This window comes from Arsukibacterium indicum, from assembly GCF_019100565.1.
GTDB classification, from domain to species: domain Bacteria; phylum Pseudomonadota; class Gammaproteobacteria; order Enterobacterales; family Alteromonadaceae; genus Alishewanella; species Alishewanella indicum.
In genome coordinates, this window is the sequence record NZ_JAHRID010000009.1 from 56,628 (window position 1) to 76,307 (window position 19,680).

18 protein-coding genes are annotated in these 19,680 nt (G+C 50.3%); 10 read left to right on the top strand and 8 right to left on the bottom strand.

The features are described from left to right. Positions 1-7 precede the first annotated feature (7 nt). Complete coding sequence (gene pepB, locus KQY15_RS16460; RefSeq protein WP_217671015.1) at positions 8-1,336, bottom strand: aminopeptidase PepB; 1,329 nt, start codon at positions 1,334-1,336, stop codon at positions 8-10. 313 nt (positions 1,337-1,649) lie between these two features. On the opposite strand from pepB, the gene dksA reads away from it, so the two are divergent. From dksA to KQY15_RS16495, 7 genes are all read left to right on the top strand, one after another. Continuing rightward, on the top strand, positions 1,650-2,099 hold the full coding sequence (dksA, locus tag KQY15_RS16465; RefSeq protein WP_019675979.1) for an RNA polymerase-binding protein DksA: 450 nt from the start codon (positions 1,650-1,652) through the stop codon (positions 2,097-2,099). Positions 2,100-2,146: 47 nt separating this feature from the next. Then, entirely contained in the window at positions 2,147-3,049 is a 903-nt protein-coding gene (gene gluQRS, locus KQY15_RS16470; RefSeq protein WP_217671016.1) for a tRNA glutamyl-Q(34) synthetase GluQRS, read from the top strand. A 122-nt stretch (positions 3,050-3,171) separates the two neighbouring features. Further along, the gene (pcnB, locus tag KQY15_RS16475; protein WP_308160260.1) at positions 3,172-4,635 is read left to right on the top strand and encodes a polynucleotide adenylyltransferase PcnB; all 1,464 of its coding nucleotides are present in this window, start codon (positions 3,172-3,174) and stop codon (positions 4,633-4,635) included. Next, entirely contained in the window at positions 4,628-5,128 is a 501-nt protein-coding gene (folK, locus tag KQY15_RS16480; protein WP_217671017.1) for a 2-amino-4-hydroxy-6-hydroxymethyldihydropteridine diphosphokinase, read from the top strand. Before pcnB ends, folK begins: the two co-directional genes overlap by 8 nt. Before the next feature lie 78 nt (positions 5,129-5,206). Next, positions 5,207-6,001, top strand: coding sequence for a 3-methyl-2-oxobutanoate hydroxymethyltransferase (gene panB, locus KQY15_RS16485; protein WP_217671018.1), 795 nt, complete (start codon positions 5,207-5,209; stop codon positions 5,999-6,001). Beyond that, positions 6,002-6,844, top strand: a complete 843-nt coding sequence (gene panC, locus KQY15_RS16490; RefSeq protein WP_217671019.1) for a pantoate--beta-alanine ligase — start codon at positions 6,002-6,004, stop codon at positions 6,842-6,844. It abuts the gene before it with no gap. Positions 6,845-6,848: 4 nt separating this feature from the next. Further along, complete coding sequence (locus KQY15_RS16495; protein ID WP_504739205.1) at positions 6,849-7,691, top strand: DUF72 domain-containing protein; 843 nt, start codon at positions 6,849-6,851, stop codon at positions 7,689-7,691. A gap of 73 nt (positions 7,692-7,764) precedes the next feature. Here the strand turns inward: KQY15_RS16495 and KQY15_RS16500 are convergent, their stop codons facing one another. Beyond that, complete coding sequence (locus tag KQY15_RS16500) at positions 7,765-8,916, bottom strand: GGDEF domain-containing protein (protein WP_217671021.1); 1,152 nt, start codon at positions 8,914-8,916, stop codon at positions 7,765-7,767. 261 nt (positions 8,917-9,177) lie between these two features. Between KQY15_RS16500 and KQY15_RS16505 the strand changes: the two genes are divergently transcribed. Continuing rightward, on the top strand, positions 9,178-10,173 hold the full coding sequence (locus KQY15_RS16505) for a catalase family peroxidase (RefSeq protein ID WP_254795784.1): 996 nt from the start codon (positions 9,178-9,180) through the stop codon (positions 10,171-10,173). Next, on the top strand, positions 10,166-10,705 hold the full coding sequence (locus tag KQY15_RS16510) for a cytochrome b (RefSeq protein ID WP_217671022.1): 540 nt from the start codon (positions 10,166-10,168) through the stop codon (positions 10,703-10,705). Before KQY15_RS16505 ends, KQY15_RS16510 begins: the two co-directional genes overlap by 8 nt. Positions 10,706-10,715: 10 nt before the next feature. On the opposite strand, the gene KQY15_RS16515 is transcribed toward KQY15_RS16510, so the two are convergent. The 4 genes from KQY15_RS16515 to KQY15_RS16530 form a co-directional block, all read right to left on the bottom strand. Next, positions 10,716-13,070: an SLC13 family permease gene (locus KQY15_RS16515; protein ID WP_217671023.1), complete on the bottom strand. Its 2,355-nt coding sequence runs from the start codon at positions 13,068-13,070 to the stop codon at positions 10,716-10,718. Then, complete coding sequence (locus KQY15_RS16520; RefSeq protein ID WP_217671024.1) at positions 13,067-14,974, bottom strand: SLC13 family permease; 1,908 nt, start codon at positions 14,972-14,974, stop codon at positions 13,067-13,069. Before KQY15_RS16520 ends, KQY15_RS16515 begins: the two co-directional genes overlap by 4 nt. A 75-nt stretch (positions 14,975-15,049) precedes the next feature. Further along, positions 15,050-15,277 carry a hypothetical protein gene (locus KQY15_RS16525; RefSeq protein WP_254795785.1) on the bottom strand — a complete coding sequence of 76 codons (228 nt, stop codon included), beginning with the start codon at positions 15,275-15,277 and terminating at the stop codon, positions 15,050-15,052. A gap of 50 nt (positions 15,278-15,327) precedes the next feature. After that, entirely contained in the window at positions 15,328-15,963 is a 636-nt protein-coding gene (locus tag KQY15_RS16530) for a DUF2959 domain-containing protein (protein ID WP_217671025.1), read from the bottom strand. A gap of 162 nt (positions 15,964-16,125) precedes the next feature. Here KQY15_RS16530 and KQY15_RS16535 point away from each other — a divergent pair, with 162 nt between their 5' ends. Then, on the top strand, positions 16,126-17,028 hold the full coding sequence (locus KQY15_RS16535) for a prenyltransferase (protein ID WP_217671026.1): 903 nt from the start codon (positions 16,126-16,128) through the stop codon (positions 17,026-17,028). Here KQY15_RS16535 and KQY15_RS16540 read toward each other — a convergent pair. Both KQY15_RS16540 and panP read right to left on the bottom strand, forming a co-directional pair. Continuing rightward, positions 17,022-17,993, bottom strand: a complete 972-nt coding sequence (locus KQY15_RS16540) for a hypothetical protein (RefSeq protein WP_217671027.1) — start codon at positions 17,991-17,993, stop codon at positions 17,022-17,024. The genes KQY15_RS16535 and KQY15_RS16540 overlap by 7 nt on opposite strands. A gap of 5 nt (positions 17,994-17,998) precedes the next feature. Continuing rightward, positions 17,999-19,645, bottom strand: a complete 1,647-nt coding sequence (panP, locus tag KQY15_RS16545; protein WP_217671028.1) for a pyridoxal-dependent aspartate 1-decarboxylase PanP — start codon at positions 19,643-19,645, stop codon at positions 17,999-18,001. Between the last annotated feature and the right edge of the window lie 35 nt (positions 19,646-19,680).

The window sequence follows — 19,680 nt, forward strand, 5'->3', positions numbered from 1 at the left end:
TGCCGACTTACTTTGCCGATGTTTCAGTAAGCAAGGTGGTGGCAATAGTGCGAATACCATGGCCGGTCGCACCTGCTGCCCAATAGCCATTGGCAGAATTATTAAATGCTGCAGCTAAGTCAAAATGCAACCAACCTTTACCATCAGCGGGCACAAAGCGGCTTAAAAAGCCCGCAGCATTGCTGGCACCACCGGCGCCGCCACCTTTAACCGGCCGGCTGTTAGCGGTATCGGCATAAGGAGACGGGCACTGCTGCTGATGCCATTTTTCCAACGGTAACTGCCAGGTTGCTTCCTGCTCACTGGCAGCATATTGCAGAGCACGGGTAGCCAGCGGTTGGTCCAGTGCAAACAGCGCATTGTATTCACCACCAACGGCAATCATGGCCGCACCGGTTAATGTCGCGGCATCAATTATCAATGGCGCCCCGCTTTCGGCGGCACACATCAGGCCATCCGCCAGCACCAGGCGCCCTTCAGCGTCAGTATTCACTATTTCAACTGTGGTGCCATTTTTGTAGGTAATGATGTCGCCCAGCTTGTAGGCATGACCACTAATCAGGTTTTCAGCACAACACAGGATCAGCTTTACCCGTTGCTGCAGGCCCTGCATTATTGCCAGCGCAAGGGCTGCTGTTACCGTTGCCGCGCCGCCCATATCGCATTTCATCGTCGCCATGCCTTCGGTCGGTTTAATCGAGTAACCACCACTATCAAAGGTAATACCTTTACCCACCAGTGCAGCTGCCACCGGTGTATCAGCCGACTGAGCCGGATTAAAATCCAGAACCAGCAACGCCGGCGGCCGGGTGCTGCCGCGGCCAACCTGATAAATACCATGCCAGCCTGCTTCTGCCAGGTCGGCTCCGCTAATCAGCTGACTGTTTACCGAACCCTCCGGTGCTACGCTTCGGATAAAAGCTTCAGCCTGTTCTGCCAATACCACTGGCGACAGCATTTCAGGCGTGTCATTAATCATTTTTTTGGCAAAAGCAAAACACTGAGCCAACTGCTCCAATTGCGCAGCATCGCCCTGTTCGTTACTGAATGTCACGCCGCCATGGCGTTTGGCATTACAAAAGCCCTGATAGAACGCCCACTGCAGATCTTTACTCCAGCCGTCCCCCGTTAACTGCAACTGAGTAACCCCCAGGTTATCCAGGCTACGCCCGGCTTTCTGGATAGCCCGAAGCGGTTCATTGCCGGATAAATGAATTTGATAGCCAGTTTGAGTCGGGCTTAACAATGCATTGGGGCCCCATTTTGCTGCGGCTTTATCGGCAGCAATACTGATTTGTAATAGTTCTGATGTTGAATTAGACGTTGAGTTAGACATAGTAATCCCCATTTAATAGAGCTTATTCGTGGTGATGGCTAGCTTTGGTGGTCTGAAGTGTACCATAGCGGGAATGCATACAACGAGCGCAACAGGTTAAAAGGCGGTTGTTGCGGGCTGTTTGGATGAGTATTACCAATTAAAATTAACCACTTATGCTGCAAACCCGGGGTAGTTGCTAAAACAGGTGACGGCTACAGCCACAATCTGTATACTTCGCCGGCTTTTTTATTAGTGATTGCGGTGGTGGCAATATTCTGCTATCTATAGCCGCCACTTTTTTTTGCTTGGCAGAATTGTACAGGAGATGATCATGCCAGAAGGCAAGAATGTTAAGACATTAGGGTTACTGGCGCTGGCCGGCGTAACACCTTATCAGGAAGCGGTCGGGGAAGAGTATATGAACCCGAAGCAGCTCGAGCATTTTCGCAAAATTCTTGACGCCTGGCGCCAACAACTGCGCGAAGAAGTAGATCGTACCAAGACTCATATGGCCGACGAAGCTGCAAATTTCCCTGACCCGGTAGACCGTGCGGCGCAGGAAGAAGAGTTCAGTCTGGAATTGCGCGCCCGTGATCGTGAGCGTAAGCTATTGAAAAAAATTGAGAAAACGTTACAAAAGATTGAAAATGACGATTTCGGATTTTGTGATACCTGTGGCATTGAGATTGGCATAAAGCGTCTGGAAGCAAGGCCTACCGCTGATCAGTGTATTGATTGCAAAACACTGGCTGAGATCAAAGAAAAGCAGTTAGGCGGCTAGTTGCTGCCACCGTGACAACCGCAAATAATCTCGCTAATAGTCTCGACATGCCAACAGCTGCTGCTGTTGGCCGGTTTGCTCCCTCCCCTTCCGGACCTCTGCATTTTGGCTCTCTGCTGGCTGCGGTTGGCAGTTATCTGTATAGCAAACAGCGCGCCGGTAAATGGCTGCTGCGCATAGAAGATATCGATACCCCCAGAGTCCGTCCGGGTGCAGACAGCAGTATTAAGCAAACCCTGGAGCAGCATGGCCTGCTATGGGATGGTGAAATCCTGTATCAAAGCCAGCGTACTGAGCGCTACCAGCAAGTCTTTAACCAGCTGCGTCAACAAGATTTATTGTACGGCTGTCAGTGCAGCCGCAAGCAAATTACTGCCGCTGGAGGCCTTTATCCGGGTACCTGTTCAACATTGAATCTGGGCAGTAAAAACCGCAGTGTTACAACGTTAAGCTGGCGTTTGCGTGCGTCGGGAGTGTCCAGCAGGTTTGTGGACTGCTTACTTGGCCCCCAGCAGATAGCGCCGGAGCTGGCCGCTGAGGACTATATTCTGTTGCGCAGGGATGGGTTATTTTCATATCAGCTGGCGGTAGTGGTCGACGATATGGACCAGGGCATTACCGAAGTGATCAGGGGTGCCGATTTGCTTAGCATGACATCCCGCCAGCAACATTTATTTCAGTTGCTGGGTGCAAAACCTCCTGTTTATGGCCATTTACCATTAGCGGTAACTGCGCCAGGCCATAAACTGAGCAAGCAAAACCATGCCACCGCACTTGCTAACTGGCCAGCCAGCTACACCATGGCCAAAGCACTGACAATCCTTGGACTGCAACTACCCATTGAGTTACAACAGGCTCCGGCCTCTGAACAGCTCACTTATGCTCTGGCCAACTGGCAGCCCGCTGCCATTCCGGCTGCACAGGAAGTATTAACCAGCGAATTTGGCTGATTTTAGCCAGATTAATTCTTTTTTGTTGCTTGCTGCGGTATTATTAGCCGTTTTTTTTATTCAGCAGCCAATGCCATCTGTCAGACTGGCGAGTGCTCAGGAGAGATATCATAATTTCGCGTGTGTTAGATTTCTGTCGCAGAACCTTAAGCGGCAAGCCTCAGGGCGACAATAAAACTAAGCCGGTTGCGGCCAGATCGGCTGCGGCCGCTGCGCCTGCTACCAGGGCGACAGCAAGCTCAATATTACCACCAATGCAGATCATTACCCGCGATCAGCATAGTATTTCACGGCGCGATATTAGTCCAAGTGCCCTTAAAGTATTGTATCGTCTGAAAGATGCGGGCTATGAAGCCTATCTGGTGGGTGGCTGTATTCGCGACTTATTACTCGGACTAAAACCAAAAGATTTTGATGTGGTGACTAATGCTCATCCGGAGCAGGTCAAACAGGTTTTTCGCAACTGTCGCTTAATCGGCCGCCGCTTCCGGCTGGCTCATGTGGTGTTTGGCCGGGAAATTATTGAAGTTGCTACCTTTCGCGGTCATCACAGTGGCGCAGATGACGAAGAAAATACTGCCCCCAAACTTAAAACCGCAAGTTTGAGTGACCACGGTCAGATTTTACGTGACAACGTATACGGTACTATTGAAGAAGACGCCGAGCGTCGCGATTTTACGATCAACGCCCTGTACTATTCAGTGAAAGACTTCGCAATTTATGATTTTGCCAACGGCATGCGCGACATTGCGGCCAGGCGCATTGAACTGATTGGCGATCCGGAAGTACGTTACCGGGAAGATCCGGTGCGGATGCTAAGAGCGATTCGGTTTGCCACCAAACTGAATATGGAAATCGCAGCCGACGCGCTAACCCCAATCAGCCAGTTAGCCGTATTATTGAAAAATATTCCCGCCCCGCGTTTATTTGATGAACTGGTTAAAATGCTGATGGCGGGCAAAGCATTTGACAATTTTATGCTGCTACGTGATACCCGAATTTTAAAACAACTGATGCCACAGCTGGACAAAATACTGAAGCAGGAACCCGAGGGCAAAGCTTTCAGCCTGGTTACCCGGGCGCTGCAGGATACCGATCAGCGGGTTGCGGTCGATAAGCCGGTTACCCCAGCTTTTATTTTCGCCGCAATGCTATGGTACCCGGTTGAGCTTCGCAGCCAGACACTGCTTGTTGAAAGCGGCCTGAACGAAATAGACGCCCTGAATATCGCGATGACAGAGGTGCTGGACGATATTCAGCGCACTATTGCTATTCCCAAACGGTTCAGTTTAACCATGCGAGATATCTGGGCATTGCAATCGCGGCTGACTAAGCGCAGTGGCCGCAGGGCTTTTAAGATGCTGGAGCAAACTAAATTTCGGGGCGCCTTTGATTTTCTGCAACTGCGCGCTGAAGCTGAGGGTGGCAGCCTGACTGAACTGGCCAGCTGGTGGCAGCAATTCCAATTTGCTGACGACGCCGAAAAGCTGGAACTGATCAACAGCCTGGGCCGGGCCGGACAGGAGCGGCCAAAACGCCGGCGCAACAACTATAAACGTAAGCGTAGCAGCACGCCCGATGCCTGAGCAGTCCGACAAACATCTGGTTTACCTTGGTCTGGGGGCAAACTTAGCCAATCCGGTTACCCAGCTGAAAAACGCGGTAACTGCAATACAGCAACTTGCCCACAGTCAGTTGTTGGCGGTTTCAAGCTTATATGGTTCAAAGCCGATGGGCCCGCAAGACCAGCCAGACTATATTAATGCCGTTGCTAAAATCAGCACAAGGCTTACGCCGCTCTCGTTGCTGGATGCACTACAGCAGATTGAGCAACAACAAGGACGGCAACGTAAAGCTGAACGCTGGGGGCCACGCTCGCTGGATCTGGATATTCTGTTATATGGCAACCACACTATTAACACAGAGCGATTAACGGTGCCGCATTATGGTTTAGCTCAGCGTGAGTTTGTGCTGTATCCGCTGGCCGAAATTGCCCCTCAGCTGATACTACCCTGTGGCACACCGCTACAGGTATTGCTGCAACAGGTACCATTAAATGGGCTGCAGAAACTAAACTAAACTTGCAGCAGCTAACTTGCAGCTGCCGGAACTTTGTGCGATCTTGCGCACCCGTATTAATGGTCGGATGAGAACTTTATGGCTAAGATCACCACAGCAGTATTGCAGAAGATGAAGCAACAGGCTGACAAAATCAGTATGTTGACGGCTTACGACGCCAGTTTCGCTAAATTGTTCGCTGAGCAGGGTGTTGATGTGCTGTTAATTGGTGACTCACTGGGCATGGTGCTGCAGGGACACAGCGACACGCTGCCGGTGACAGTTGCTGATATTGCCTACCATACCAAAAGCGTGCGGGCCGGCGCGCCTGATGCATTTGTTATTGCTGATTTGCCCTTTATGAGTTACGCCACCCCCGAGCAGGCAATGCAAAGTGTTACCCCGTTAATGCAGGCAGGCGCCAACATGGTAAAACTGGAAGGCGGTGACTTTTTACTACCTACCATTAAAGCCCTGACTGAGCGTGGCGTGCCGGTGTGTGGCCACCTGGGTTTAACGCCGCAATCGGTTCATATTTTTGGTGGCTATAAAGTGCAGGGTAAAACCGATGCTGCCGCAGATGCGATGGTCGCTCAGGCTAAAGCACTACAGGATGCCGGTGCTCAGCTGCTGGTGCTGGAATGTATTCCTACCCCATTAGCCAAAAGGATCACAGACGCCCTGCGCATTCCGGTTATCGGCATTGGTGCCGGTAATGTCACAGATGGTCAGGTACTGGTAATGCACGACTTACTGGGCATTAGCAGCGGCTATATTCCTAAGTTTTCCAAAAATTATCTGGCGCAAACCGGTGAGATCAGAAGTGCGATTGCCGCTTATGTCAGTGAAGTTAAAAGCCAGGTGTTTCCTGGCGCAGAGCACAGTTTTAATTAAATGAATATCATTGCCAATATCGATGAGCTGAGGGCACAAATTAACAGCTGGCGCCGTGCAGGTCAGAAAATTGCTTTTGTGCCAACGATGGGAAACCTCCATCAGGGCCACCTGCAACTGGTTGATGTCGCAAAAAGCCGCGCCGATAAAGTGATTGTCAGCATTTTTGTTAACCCCATGCAATTTGGCCAGAATGAAGATTTGGCTAATTACCCGCGTACGCTGGATGCCGATGTCGCGGGCTTAAGCCAACACGCTGCTGATGCCGTTTTTACCCCTACCCCACAATTAATGTACCCGCGAGGGCTTGAGGCCCAAACCTTTGTTGAAGTGCCGCAACTGGGTGACTTACACTGCGGTGCCAACCGGCCGGGCCATTTTCGTGGTGTGTCGACCATTGTATGTAAGCTGTTTAATCTGGTGCAACCTGATATTGCCTGCTTCGGTAAAAAAGACTTCCAGCAACTGGCAATAATCCGCCAGATGGTGATTGACTTATCATTGCCCATTGAGATTATTGGTGTGGCAACAGAGCGCGCCAGCGATGGCCTGGCGTTAAGTTCACGTAATGGCTATTTAAGCGACGATGAACGAGCTAAAGCCCCGGCCTTATATCAGGTATTGCAGCAGTTAAAAGCCCAAATAGCTGGCGGCAACCATGATTACCGCATGCTGGAGCAACAGGCTAAAGCCCAGCTGGCTGCAGCAGGCTTTGCACCGGACTACATTAATATCAGCAACCAGCAAAGCTTAGTGCTGGCTACAACCGCAACTGAGCCAAAAGTGATTCTGGCAGCAGCCAGACTTGGCACTACCCGGCTGATTGATAATCTGGAATTGTAATCCTTTGCTTTATATTGGCTGCCCAATGTGGGCTAATCCACGCTGGAAAGGCAGCCTGTTCGCCGCTGATCTGCCTAACAACCGGTTTTTAGCTGGTTACAGCCAGTTTTTTAACAGTGTCGAAGGCAATACCAGCTTTTATGCTGACCCAGCTGCCGATCAGCTTGCGCGCTGGTCAGAGCAATTGCCGGCAGATTTTCGGTTTGTGTTTAAAATACCACGTCGCTTCAGCCATGCGCTGAACGAGATTGATAGCAACGCGCTGTTGGCCTGGTGGCAACACTTTGCGCCAGTACACCCTTATATTGGCTTAATTCACTTGCAACTGCCGGCAACAGCGGGCCCGGCAATGCTGGGGCCTTTAAGTGCTGTGCTTGAACTTTTAAGCATTACGGTTCCCTTAGCGGTAGAAGTACGCCATCCGGCGTTTTTTGATAAAGCGGAACATGAACTGGCATTAAATAGGCTGTTGCAAGGTTTTAATGCAGAACGGGTGGTGCTCGATAGCCGGGCATTGTTTTCTGTTGCAGCCAGCAGCCCGGCATTACTGGACGCCCAGGCCAAGAAGCCGCGCCTGCCGGTCCATGCCATCAGCCTGAGCGCACGGCCAATGCTGCGCTTTATCGGCACCGATGATATGGAGGTAAACCGCCAGTTTTACACGCCCTGGCTGGCTAAAATTAATACCTGGCTGGGTGAGGGTAAAACACCCTACTGCTTTTTTCACACCCCGGATAACACCCTGGCACCCCAGCTATGCCGGCAGTTTGCAGCCGATTTACAGCAACACCACTCTGTATTGGCGCCGTGGCCAGGCGAGCAGCAGGCACAGCTGGGTTTATGGTAATTGATTCAGCGGCTTTTGATGCAAACTTGATCATTGTTTGACACTGCTACATCAGCGTTTTCGATAGCAATACTTATTCATTTAACGAACCCAGTGTTACGGTATTTCTGCCGGCTTGCTTGCTGGTGTACAAGGCTTCGTCTGCTTTTTTAAATGCCCGAACATAGTCGTATTGCTCGGGGATAACATGAACCAAACCAATACTTATGGTAAGGCCAACATTTAAGTTATCAATCAGCTGCAGCTGTTTGGCTACTTGCTCACATAACCTGTGGCTGATACTAAGCGCTGTCGGCTGATCAATATCAATTAATAAGGCTGCATACTCTTCGCCACCAATCCGGCCAATGATGTCATTGCAACGCAGTTGTTTTGACAACAGTTTAGCCACTGACGCTATTACCCTGTCCCCCACCCCATGACCAAAAGTGTCATTAACCTCTTTAAAAAAGTCTATATCAATCATTATTAAAGCAGATGGTAATAGAGGATGCTGCTGCCAGTAGCGCTCCACCTGATTAAAAAAATGCTCCCGGTTGGCCAGGCGGGTTAAACCATCTCGTTGTGATTTAAGGGTCAGCTTACGTTCCAGCTTCAAAAAGCTCAGCCATGGCAATAGCAGAGCCGTTAATGTGGTTAACAAAATATGGCTGGCCAGAGTATACAATGACGCTTCCGGCAAGCCATGCATATTCAACTGCTGCCAATTTATAATAACCAGGATTGTCTGAGTGAACATCACCGCGGCGTGCAGCAGAAAAACCGTTTGCAGGCTTCGGGTGAAAACCGGCTCGGTGATAATGGACTTGTGCAGCAGCCAGGCGCATAAACAAAACAGGGTACCGATCGCCATTGCAGCCAGGACGCTTAACAACCCCGGATGCTGATAGCTAATCAGAAAGCCAGCCACCACCAGTAGCAGGCAACTCAGGGCAAACTGACGCCGCCGTCTGGTGTAACGAAAGCGTGAAAACCTGATTAGGCCCGCGAAAACATATACCGGTGCCAGTAATAACAAAACATCAGCGATAAAAAACGTAAAAAATGGCGGTAACGAAGAAGGTCGCAGTGCAACTAACGCTGCGCCAAGCACAAAGAAAAAACAGGAGTAACTCCATAGCTTAAAACACTGATCTTTCGGTTTACGCTGATAAAGCAGGAACAGATAAACACCAACCGTAAGATTAATTGCCAGTGCTATTATTATTACCGTCGGTAAATGCATCTATTCCTCAACTATGTGGCTGCCGTGACGTTATCTGAGTTTGCAGTGTATAAAGCAGGCCAAACAAAACCGCGTGGCCCAGCATCACAACGTACCGGAAAAGTTTACTTAAAGGTACAACTATGCAAATTGAAACACCAGCTTACGCTATCAACTGGTGTTACTAAATAATTTTATTGTCGAAATATGTCAGGCCTTTAACCGGTCTATGAGCTATACGTTACTGAATTACATTTCTTTTTATCAAAAATAAGCCCGACAATGAGTAATTTTTATATGAAAACCTTGTATTTAGCACTGCTATTCACTCCGGCTCTTTGCTTAAGTGCTGGTAAGCCTGCACAGGTCACCGCCCAGCAGTTTGTTAATCTGCAACAGGGTGACGCTGTTTTCCCCGGATTTCGCCGTGCTCATGCCAAAGGTATTTGTATAAGCGGCGAGTTCCATTCTAATGGCCAGTTAGCTGGCTATTCGAAGGCCAGTCTGTTTAACGAGGGCGTTACACCTTTCATCGGCCGCTTGTCTATTGCTGGTAATAACCCGACAGCACCTGATTTAAAATCGCCGGTTCGAAGTATGGCGTTAAGTTTTGCTATCAGCCATACAGAGCAATGGCGCCTGGCGATGAATACCCCCCCGGTTATGGCAGTAGCCGATCCGCATACTTTTTATCAGCAAATACAAGCTGTACAGGCTGGTCCGGCTGCAATTCAGCAATTTTTATCTGAACACCCTGAAGCGAGCGAGTTCAGGGCCTGGGCCGCACAATATCAGGCGACAGGCAGCTTCGCGGCTGAGACCTATCACAGTATCAATGCGTTCTATTTGGTTAACAGTAACGGCGAACAGCAAGCAGTGCGCTGGGCAATGCAACCAACAGTGGCTGTCCCGGCCAGTGCTTTAGATGGTAACGATGCTCTGCAGACAGAAATTGCCAGCCGGATTGCCGGCGCTCCTGTGGTATTTAACTGGGTTTTCACGCTGGCAGAGCCGGCAGATGACGAAGATAATCCGACTAAAGCCTGGCCTGAAAACCGCCGGCAAGTAACCGCTGGCCAGCTGATACTTACCGGTACAACCGCCCAGCTCGAAGGTGACTGCCATGCTATCAATTTCGACCCACTGGTGCTACCCAGTGGTATTGCTGCAACCCGGGATCCGATTTTACGGGCACGCTCAGCTGCTTATGTAGAATCATACCGGCGCCGGGCAAAAGAGCAATTAGATGGTGCACTGGAGGGCAGCAATAATGACTAATGCGCAAACAACTGACTCAGATCGTTTTTCCCTGTCTATGCGACTGTTTCACTGGGGAATGGCCGCGCTGGTGTTGTCGATGCTGGCGGCGGGTTTGCTGATGGTGACATCATTGCAGCCCTGGCAGTTAACGCTGTTAAACATCCATAAAGCATGTGGGGTAATCGCTATTTTACTGGTAACGGCCAGGTTGATAAACCGCCTGCGACATAAGTTGCCAGCGCTGCCCAAAGAGTTGTCTGCATGGCAGAAAACTGTCGCAAAAGTATCACATTGGCTACTCTATATTTTAATGTTTGCCATGCCCGTTTCCGGCTACTTAATGCAGTATTTTGCCGCCCGGCCAATAGATATTATTGGTATATTTCGACTGCCGGCAGCGTTACAGGTCAATATTCAGTATTACTCGTTGTTTCGTGAGTTACACGCAGTGTTAGCAATCTCGCTTATTACTCTGATTGCATTGCATGCTGGCGCAGCACTACATCATCATTTTATTCGGAAGGATACGGTTTTAAAAAGTATGTTGTAGCACTTTTATCTTAGCCGCTAAGCGGCCAGAACAGCGGCAACAGCGTCATGGTTATGATAAACAGCAGCAAACTTAACGGGCCGCCGACTTTCAGGTAATCAATAAAACGGTAGCCGCCGGGGCCCATTACCAGAGTGTTGGCGGCATGTGATACCGGGCTGGCCAGGCTGGTAGCGGCTACCGCGACCACCATCATCGCGCTTTGGCCATTTACTCCAAGCGCGGTGCTAAGCAGCAAGCCAATAGGGGCCATAATCAACACCAGTGCTACTGTTGGTATCACCAGGGTGCCAAGCGCCGTAACCAGATATAAGCCCGCCATGACGGCCAGCGGGCCATACTGACCTAACCCTGACTGCACACCACCCGCCAACCAGGCAGCGGCGCCTGAGTGTTGCATCGCCAGCCCCAGCGGCAGCATGCCGGCAATCAGAAATATCGAGCGCCAGTCGATGGCAGCGTAGGCTTGCTCCATACTCAGGCACCGACTGGCAACCATTAGTGTTGCCGCCAGAATGGCGGCTAAATAAACCGGTAGCATGCCGGTTACTGTTAACAATACCATTAAACCAATCAGGCCAGCAGCCAGCGGAGCCTTGCTGGCATTAACCGGTTTCACCTGCACCGGATTCATCACGATTAAATGCTCGCTATCGGTTAATTTTGCCAGACGAGAGCGTGGCCCCACAATTAACAGGGCATCACCGGCCTGCAGCAACATACTGCCCAGAGCCGAGCGGTACGGGCGACCTTCGCGCCAAATCGCTGCGACCTCTACCTTGTAACGTTTATCAAGTTGCAGTGCGTTAACACTCTGCCCAATGTATTTGCTGCGCGGGTGCAACGTAGCTTCAACCAGTTCTAGTTTACCTTTGGCCAGTAAATCGAGATAAGGTGACATATCATCGAGCCGCTCCAGCTCTTTAAAACCGCGTAGAATATCCAGATCTTCTTCCCGGCCCTGGATTAACAATAAATCACCGGCTTCCAGTTTATCGTCAGAGCTGAATTGCTGAATAATTTCGCCGTGGCGAAACAGGCCAAGTAACCGAAAGTCAAAGGCATCACCCAGCCGGTTATCCGCAAAAGTACTGCCAACCAGTGGGCTGTCAGCAGGTAACCCCAGCACAAACAGCCGCTCTTCCAGCTTATACTGCCGTTTGACATCATCTGCACTTAACGGCGTTACGCTGCTGAACGCTTCCTGCTTAGGCATTGTTTCTAGCGCACTGCGACTCCCCTGCACCAGAATCCTGTCACCGGCGGCCAGCGACAAATCGGCCAGCCGGGTATAAAGCGTTTTACCTGGCCGCTTCACAGCCAATACGTTCAGCTGATAATTTTCACGAAAGCGGTGATGTTCAAGCTCCTCACCAGCAAGCGGTCCGTCTGCCGCTACTTCTAATTCTGCCAGACCACTGGCTGCCAGCAGCTTTTCGTGCAGCATAGGTGCTTCACGTTCAATGGTTAATGAGTTCCAGCTACGCAGCCGCTCAAAGCGGTTAAATTTACCCTGCGCCAGCACTATGTCACCGGCTTTTAATACCGTATGGCGTGAAGGTAGGGTAAAGGTTTCCTTACCACGGGTTAGCGCTATTATCATCAGACCAACTGTATTGATCAGCCCCGACTCTTCCAGCGTCCGGCCCGCTAACAAGGAAGGTTCAGGCAGGCGTAAAGCAAATATTCTCTCTTGCAGCCCGTATTGGTCGCTCAGGTTACGGCTACCTGCCAATCCGGTGCGACCAGGATCGGTATCAGGTAGAAAATACCGGCCAATAAAGGCCACAAACAGAGTGCCCGCCAGTAATATCGGCAACCCAATCAATGCAAAATCAAATAGCTGAAAACCGGGCTGGTTAGTTTTCTCCAACGCAATACTGACCAGCAAATTCGGTGGTGTGCCAATTAAAGTTAATAAGCCACCCAACATTGCACCGAATGCCATTGGCATCAGCACTTTTGCCGGCGAAATACCACAGCGTCTGGCTGCTTCAACTGTCACAGGCAGCAGCAAAGCGACAACACCAATATTGCTCATAAAGGCCGATAGCATACCAGCGACCAGCATAATTACGATGATCATCCGGGTTTCGCTATTTCCAGATAATCGAATGACCCGCCGGCCAATACTGTCAGCAATACCCGCCCGGGTAAGCCCCTCGCTCATAATAAACATCGCCCAGACAGTAACAACTGCCGGGTTACTGAAACCGCTGACCGCCTCAGATGGCGAGACCAATCCCATTAACGCCAGAATGCACAACATTAGCAATGCTACGATGTCCATTCGCAGCCATTCGGTAACAAATAGCACCAGCGCTGCCAACAGCAGCAGCAACACCAGGGCGATTTCAAGCGTCATAGTGGCCAAAACACCGTAAGCAGCGGCAGAGCAACTACTACTACCAGGATTTCCAGCGGCAGACCCAGCCGCCAGTAATCTTTGAACTTAAAGCCACCCGGGCCAAGAATAAGCGTATTGTTCTGGTGCCCTATCGGCGTTAAAAAAGCACAGGAAGCACCAATAGCAACAGCCATTAAAAATGAGTCTGCATTCACTCCCAGAGCCATAGCGGCGCCAATAGCAATTGGGCACATTACTGCCGCCGTTGCCGCGTTATTCATTAAATCAGACAAGAACATGGTAATCACCAACACCATTCCCAGAGCAATAATGGCATTGCCCTGAGCAACGTATTTCATTAATAAGCTGGCTATCAGCTCTGCTGTGCCGGTTGCTTCCATGGCACCCGCCACCGGAATAAGTGCCGCCAGCAATACAATCACCGGCCAGTCAATAGTATTGTAGACGGAGCGTGGTGGCACAGTTTTAAATACCATTGACGCCAGCACTCCGAGGGCAAAAGATATTGCCGCCGGCAATAATCCAAAGGCGGCGCCGGCCACAGCGCAAAACATAATTACACCCGCCAGCGCAGCCTGCTTTTTATCCGGAATTTTTAATTCTCTTTTAGCCAGTGGCACGCAGCCGTAATCACTGGCAAACTCCAGCACACTTTCACTGGTGCCCTGCAACAGCAGCAAGTCACCAGCCCGCATTCGCAGGTTGCGCAATCTGGACTTAGCCCGGGCACCATCACGGGATACCGCCAGCAAATTAAGATTATAGCGCGAGCGCAGCATAATATTGGTAGCTGAACGCCCCTGCAGCGTCGACTCTGGCCGGACTACCAGCTCCATCAGCACTATGTCTTCCGAATGTTGCGGCTTGCTTTCGGCTGCTTTGCTGTCCTGAGGTTTACTGTCAGTTTGTTTACTGTCTGCTGTATTTTTCTGAGCCGCGCCATTACGATTAGCGTCATCGTCAGACTTCGCCTGCTCGCTATCAGTTGTGTCTGCTTTAGCTGGTTTTTCTACGGCTTTTGATTCTTCCAGTTCCAGACCAAGGGTAGATAATACTGCACCCAGAGAGTCAACTTCAGCTTCAAGCACCAGAATATCGCCGCCACGGATTACCCGGCCACCGCTGGGGGCATTAATTTTCACATTGTTGCGGATAAGACCTACGATCTGCGTGCCACTGTCATCAAACTCTTTTTCAATATCATACAGTCGCATATCGGCAATTTTACTTTTTTCGGTTACCCGCGCTTCGGTAAGATAAGCTCCCGTTTCAAAGCCTTCAGTACCGGCTTGCTTACGGGCGGGCACCAGGCGCCAGGCCAGGACGACAAAGATAGATCCGGTAAGTGCTACTGCCACACCAACCGGCGAGAAGTCGAACATCGCAAAACCGGTATTCCCCTGCTGCGCCCGAAATCCAGAGACAATTAAATTAGGCGGAGTACCAATTAACGTGGTCATGCCACCAAGAATGGTGCCAAATGCCAATGGCATCAGTACCCGGCCGGGCGGCACATCTAAGCGGTTCGCAACCTGCAGTGCAACCGGCATCAGTAATGCCAGCGCGCCTACGTTATTCATAAAACCTGACAGTAGTGCACCGATCCCTACCAACGCTGCCAGACTAAGCATAAGCCCGGCATTTTTCGGCATCGCATGCCGGGCCAGCACATCGACTGCACCCGAGCGCTGCAGCCCGGCGCTTAACACCAGTACGCAGGCAACAGTGATTACAGCCGGATGGCCAAAGCCATTAAACGCAATGGCTGGCTCAATAACTCCGCATACCACACAAGCCAGTAATGCTGCCAACGCAATCATGTCGTGGCGCCAGCGGCCCCAGAGGAACATGCCAATAGTTACCAGTAGTATTAATATAATAATGCTTTGCGGCGTGGTCATAGCGGGCTCTTCTGGTTGACGAAATGACAGGCTGAACCGGCGGTTTCAGCTTACGAATAACAAATTAACCAGCCGCTACAGCCGGGCCCGGAATTTCGCCGCGTCTATAATGGCCCATAAATGGGCAATGGCAGCAATAATGGCTGGTATAATCAGCCACCATAATGCATAACCCACCGCACAAATCACAAAAAACAACAACGCTGCCAATATTCGCCCCTGTACCAGCTGCCCTAAACCCGGCACAAAAATATTACACAACGCGGCGATGACATTCCCACCCGAGCCCTGTCCTGACATCATACTCTCCTGTTTGGTTTCATTATTCTATAACGCACTTCTGTGGGCGTTGGCTATTGTTTAAGGGTAGCAATAAATTGTTGCGACTCGCTAATCGCTTTATTCATATTACTGATAAGCTTGGTAATGTCCCGCTCTATGCTGGCAAACTCATTGCGTAGCGCACCAATAGCCTGAGCATTGAGATTATGTTTCAGATACAAGCTGTTATCGCGCAGGCTATCCAGTACCGGTGCCATCGAGCTTTCGGCCTGACGCATGGTATTCAGCAATTGCTGGTACTGGCGTTGGGTCGATTTAAGTTTGGCAGCACTTTCCTGCTTCAGCTTGGCGTTGGTATACATGTCCAATTCTTCCTGCCACTCATCAAACAACGCTTCTGCCACATCTTCAATGCTGTTTATCCGCTCCGAGACTAATGCAGCGGCTTCGCTGCAGTTCTGGTATTGCTCATCGGTTTGCTCGTACTGTTTTTGCAAATCGCCACCGTCAAACTTTATCAACGTGCTAAATTGCTCCAGGGCCGATTTAAACTCCTGCTGGGCTTCCTGCTGGGCGTCTTGTGCTTTATTAACCCGGTCTGCCAGAATATCCCGTTTGTGAACACCAACCTTCTCCATCGTCGAGTAATAGGCGCTCTGACAACTGGTTAGTAACAGCACCGACATGAGTATTAATATAATCCGCATAGGTATTCCTTAAATTTAAGTAAGCCTTTTGCTGCTTAACAGCACCGACAATAGCAATTCATTATTAGTTTACAACATAAATACCGAAAAAATGTCTCAGATCAAACCTTAAGCTAACGGATAGCTATACTCTTTTACAACTAAGGGTAACAGGAGCCTGATTTGCTGCATCCCATTTTCGGTTTGGCCCGGGTCAACTTTTTAAGCCTTACCCTGGTGTGTATCGCTCTGGCAGCCAGCGCAAGCTGGCAGGCAGGTCATTTGTTATCGCCAATATTGCTGGCTCTGGTTACGGTAACAGGATTATGTGCCCATATAAGTGTCAATGCGCTGAATGAATACCTTGATTTTAAATCCGGTCTGGATTTTCTCACCAACCGAACGCCGTTCAGTGGTGGCAGCGGCACCCTGATTAATCATCCTGCTGCCGCTAATCTGGCCTTAGTGCTGGCAATCGTCAGTATGACGCTGGTTATCGCCGGCGGCTTATATCTGAGCTACCAGCTAAACTGGCAACCGTTACTCATCGGTATACCCGGGGTCCTGCTGATTTATGGCTACACCCGGCACATTAACCGCTGGCCACTGCTCTGCTTACTGGCACCGGGTATTGGCTTTGGCATTTTTATGACGCTGGGCAGTTACTGGGTACTTGCCGGCAATATAAGTGCTGCGGCGTGGCTGCTGGCATTGATCGTCACTTTACTGGTTAGCAATTTATTACTGCTAAACCAGTTTCCGGACGTTGAGGCAGATCGTCAGGTAGGCAGGCGGCACCTCCCTATTGTGATTGGCCGGCGCCATAGCGCCAGTGTGTATACCTTACTGTTATTACTAAGTTATCTGCTGCTGATTGCAGGCGTAATCAGCAGGATTTTACCCTGGCAATGTTTACTGGCGCTGTTAAGTCTGGCACTGGTAGCAAAGGTGCTACCGGGGTTATCCCGCTTTGCTGACAAACCGCAGCAACTGCAGCCTTATCTGGGTTTAAATGTGTTGCTTTGTCATCTCTACCCATTGCTGCTGGCCTTAGGGCTGATCTGGGCTGGTCAGGCGAACTACTGACTGTTGTTGGCGCAGCTAACCTCACGATTTAGCAACTGAATGTACTGCTCGACTTCAACCGGAATGTTAAATTCCAGCTCCGCTGGCAACCCTAACATTGCGCGCTTTTCGCGCCATTCAGACCGTAACGTGGGATACATTTCATTGAAGCGTGTCAGTTGCTCAGTTGACAACTTATCATTTCCTAACTGCTCACGCAGCGGATAAAGCAAATCAAACAGGTCCGGCATAACATCAATGGACAGCTGCAAATATGCTCTAACCATCAATTGAGTATCGTTAACCTGCTCATCTAAATCCGCTTCTCGCTGTTCCGGAGCGAGCTGACGCTCTGCATCCTTCCAGTCAACAAAGTACATTTCTGCCAATTGTAAAAATGCACCACCATATCCATGCAGCGCTGCTTGTTCAGCCCAGTAGCGCGCTTGAGCCAGCGCTGAACGATCCAAAACTGTTGACTGCTGTTGCTTATCTGGCTGGTCATAGCGCTGAAACAGGGCATAACGAAGATATTTCTCAGCCAGCATACGCATAGCATGGATATCAGCTGCTTGAGCTTGTTGCAACAGTTCTTCCATACTGAGGCGCTGATAGTAGCTCTCATGCAGATCAGCAGACAGTTCTTTTTGATACCAGTCCTGAAACTGATCTCTGGCCGGATGGCTTTGCAGTGCTTGCTCCAGTGCCTGGCAGTTTTGATTTGCTACTGGCTCTTCTGATTCGGCCGAAATATCAGCAGGTAAAACTGTTATATCACCTTGCTCAGGCAGATTTTCTGATAACGGTTTGCCGGGGTTACCAGCAATTGAGGGATTAGTATCTTGGGCTGTTACTCGCTCTTCAGTTGATACCCGCAACGATTCATTGGCGGTTGCTGCTTTATCACGTGGATAACCCAACCACAGCGCAACAATAGCGATAGCAACCAGTACCATAACAATGTTGCGTCGGACTTTCGCACGCATGACTATCAGCCTGTCAGCGTTTTCGCCAGCTGCAATAGCTTTGGATAAAACTCTTTATTTTGCTGGGCTATCTGATCCTGCTCCACCAATACATCATGCAGAATTTGCTCAGTGGTCAGCGGGTTCGCTAATACCACCCGGAACACGATAGTTTCCTGGCGGTTGTAGGCGGCCGGGGTTAAGCGGGTGCGCGAGACAAACGACTTACCCTCTTCCCGCTGGCGTTTCTGAATAAATTTAGTCAGGCCGTTTAACAGCTCGTTAAACTGCTGACGCTGCTCGCTCGTTGCCACAGCCATGGCTTTTTGCACCTGCGCCGGCACATAGCGGTAGGTCAGTAAACACAACTCAGGCGCGGTAATCAGCTCAAAATCAATATTATGCTCAATTAGGGTGGCAAAATAGCGGGCTTTTTCCAGCGAGCGGTTGATCAGAATTTCATAGCCATCGCGGCCAATCACCTGCAGACAGGCATGGACCAGCATCGCCATACCTGGGCGCGAACCTTCCAGGGTCTGACTACCCAAATCTTTAGAGCCTTTACGCAAGATATACTCGGCATGATGCTCAATGGCATGGGCTGATGACGGGTGCTTAAACACCACCATACCGGCACCCATCGGCACATACATTTGCTTATGGGCATCAATTGTCACCGAATCAGCCCGCTCTATACCGGCCATTAAATGCCGGTACTGATCAGACAATAACGTGGCACCGCCCCAGGCGGCATCAACATGAAAGTGACACTGAAACTGCTCTGCCAAATCGGCCAGTTGGCCAAGTGGGTCAATATTGCCGGTTTCGGTAGTACCTGCCACACCAACAATGGCCAGCACCTTAATATTTTTTGCAGTTAACTCACTGAGCACCTGCTGCATCTGCGCAACATCAACTTTGTTGTCGGCATCAGTTTTTACACTAACGACATAGTCACGGCCAATGCCCAGCACATCAGCTGCTTTACCTAACGAGTAATGGCCGCGTTCTGATACCACAATGGCCAAACCATCGTAACCATAATGCTTCAGCGCCCGGAATAAGCCTTCCCGGGCAATACCTTTAAAGTCGCCATCAGCTTTTAACAAACGGTTGCGGGCGATCCACAGCGCAGTAATATTGGCGACAGTACCGCCCGAGCAGAAGGCGCCCAACGAGTGATTGGCGCTGTGCATCCACTTTTTATAGAAGCTATCTTTTTCACCATAAACCAGATGATGCATCATCCCCAATACCTGACGCTCCAACGGCGTAAAAGCTTTAGAGGTTTCAATTTTCACCAGGTTCTGGTTTAACCCAACCATCATTTTTGACAGCGGCAGCACAAAGTACGGTAACGCTGAGGTCATATGGCCGATAAAACTGGGTGAAGCAGTATGCACAGAATGGGCAACCAGCTTTTGCATCATGCTTTCGGCATAATCGGAGACGAACTGCGGCGACAAAGGAATTTGATGTGCCTGAAAATCCCGCTCAATTTGCCAGAGTGGCTTTTCCAGCGCGACAATACTTTCCCGCAGAAAGCCTGCCAGGTTCTGTGACAGATTCTGTTCAATAATGCTCAGGGTGGAGTCCGGCGCCTCAGGCACGGTAAATATGCGCCAAAGCGCATCTTCAGAGGCGGCGGCCAGCCGTTTTGTCGGTTCTGTCATGCGTTATGCTACTCACTGAGCCGAATCAGGCCCCA